Genomic DNA, 1,029 nt, shown 5'->3' with positions numbered 1-1,029 from the left:
GTCTCGATCGATGCGCCCATCATCCATGACCTCCGAATCATGGTCGCCCATGGATTCAGAACTCGTCGAAAGACGCAACTGTAATGCTAGGCTCAGGACCTATTAATTTGATATGAGATGTGATTCATGATCTCCATTGAAGGAGGCTTTGATGGGTGATTTGTTTTTGCTGAGCGAGCGCCAGATGACGCGGATATCGCCGCATTTCCCTTTGTCGCACGGCGTTCCTCGCGTCGATGACCGTCGGGTGGTGAGCGGTATCGTTTATGTCATTAGGAACGGTCTGCGGTGGAAGGACGCGCCGGCCGGTTATGGCCCGCACAAGACGCTGTACAACCGCTTCATCCGCTGGAGCCGGCTCGGTGTCTTCAACCGGATCTTCTCGGCTTTGGCGGGTGAAGGGCCAAGGCCCGAACGCATCATGATCCACGCGACCCATCTGAAGGCTCACCGGACGGCGGCGAGCCTTCTAAAAAAGGGGATGTTCCCCGACGTATCGGACACACCAAAGGCGGCCTGAACTCCAAGCTCCATGCCGTCTGCGACGATGATGGCCGGCCGATCATCCTGCTCTTGTCGGAAGGCCAGTTGAGCGACCACAAGGGCGCCCGTCTCGTGCTCGGCGCCCTGCCGCCGGCCTCCAGCCTGATTGCCGACCGGGGCTATGACAGCGCCTGGTTCCGCGAAGAGCTCGAAGCCAGAGGCATCGAGCCCTGCATCCCCTCATCGAAGAGCCGCAGGACGCCCTTCGCCTACGACAAGACCCTCTACCGCCAGCGGCACGAGGTCGAGAACCTCTTCGCCAAACTCAAGGGCTGGCGTCGCGTCGCAACCCGCTACGACCGATGCGCCCACACCTTCTTCTCCGCCATCTGTATCGCAGCCGCCGTCATCTTCTGGCTCTGATCAATGAGTCCTGAGCCTAGAGCATCCGGCGAATAATTTGAATCGACGGGTTCCCATTTGATGTTCGGTTTGATTCTCTGTGAGCAGGAGGTGCTTCATGGGAAAGGCTGTTTCATCAGATTT

At 58.4% G+C, this 1,029-nt stretch carries 1 protein-coding gene; it reads left to right on the top strand.

From position 1 onward, the window contains the following. Positions 1 to 151 precede the first annotated feature (151 nt). A protein-coding gene (locus VSX60_RS22355; protein ID WP_327626435.1) for an IS5 family transposase occupies positions 152 to 906 on the top strand; the annotation gives its coding sequence in 2 pieces (ribosomal slippage) (positions 152 to 485 and positions 485 to 906; 756 coding nt in all). The last annotated feature ends 123 nt before the right edge of the window (positions 907 to 1,029 follow it).

Source organism: Aurantimonas sp. A3-2-R12 (genome assembly GCF_036016755.1).
Classification (GTDB): domain Bacteria; phylum Pseudomonadota; class Alphaproteobacteria; order Rhizobiales; family Rhizobiaceae; genus Aurantimonas; species Aurantimonas coralicida_A.
The sequence above is the reverse complement of the archived record's forward strand: the minus strand, read 5'-3'. Positions and strand labels throughout refer to the sequence as shown.